1 protein-coding gene is annotated in these 213 nt (G+C 45.5%); it reads left to right on the forward strand.

Annotated features, from left to right (window positions below):
- The coding region (locus FDX22_RS00035; RefSeq protein ID WP_146716548.1) for a biotin/lipoyl-binding protein at positions 1–213 on the forward strand (213 nt) is incomplete at both ends.

Raw genomic sequence — 213 nt, forward strand, 5'->3', positions numbered from 1 at the left:
GCAGCATTGGGCGGTATATTTATTGTGTGCGGACTGATATTACTGATGAATTATAATCATCCGTATACCTTTAAGGCGCAAAAGGCGGTAATTTCTATTCCCGTAGTGCCGCAGGTAACGGGTGTCGTGACGGAAGTGACAGATAAGAAGAATACACTGATCAAAAAAGGCGAGGTGCTATTCAAACTTAATCCGGGGCGTTATCAGGCGCGG

Source organism: Citrobacter sp. TBCS-14 (genome assembly GCF_005280805.1).
GTDB lineage: Bacteria > Pseudomonadota > Gammaproteobacteria > Enterobacterales > Enterobacteriaceae > Citrobacter > Citrobacter gillenii.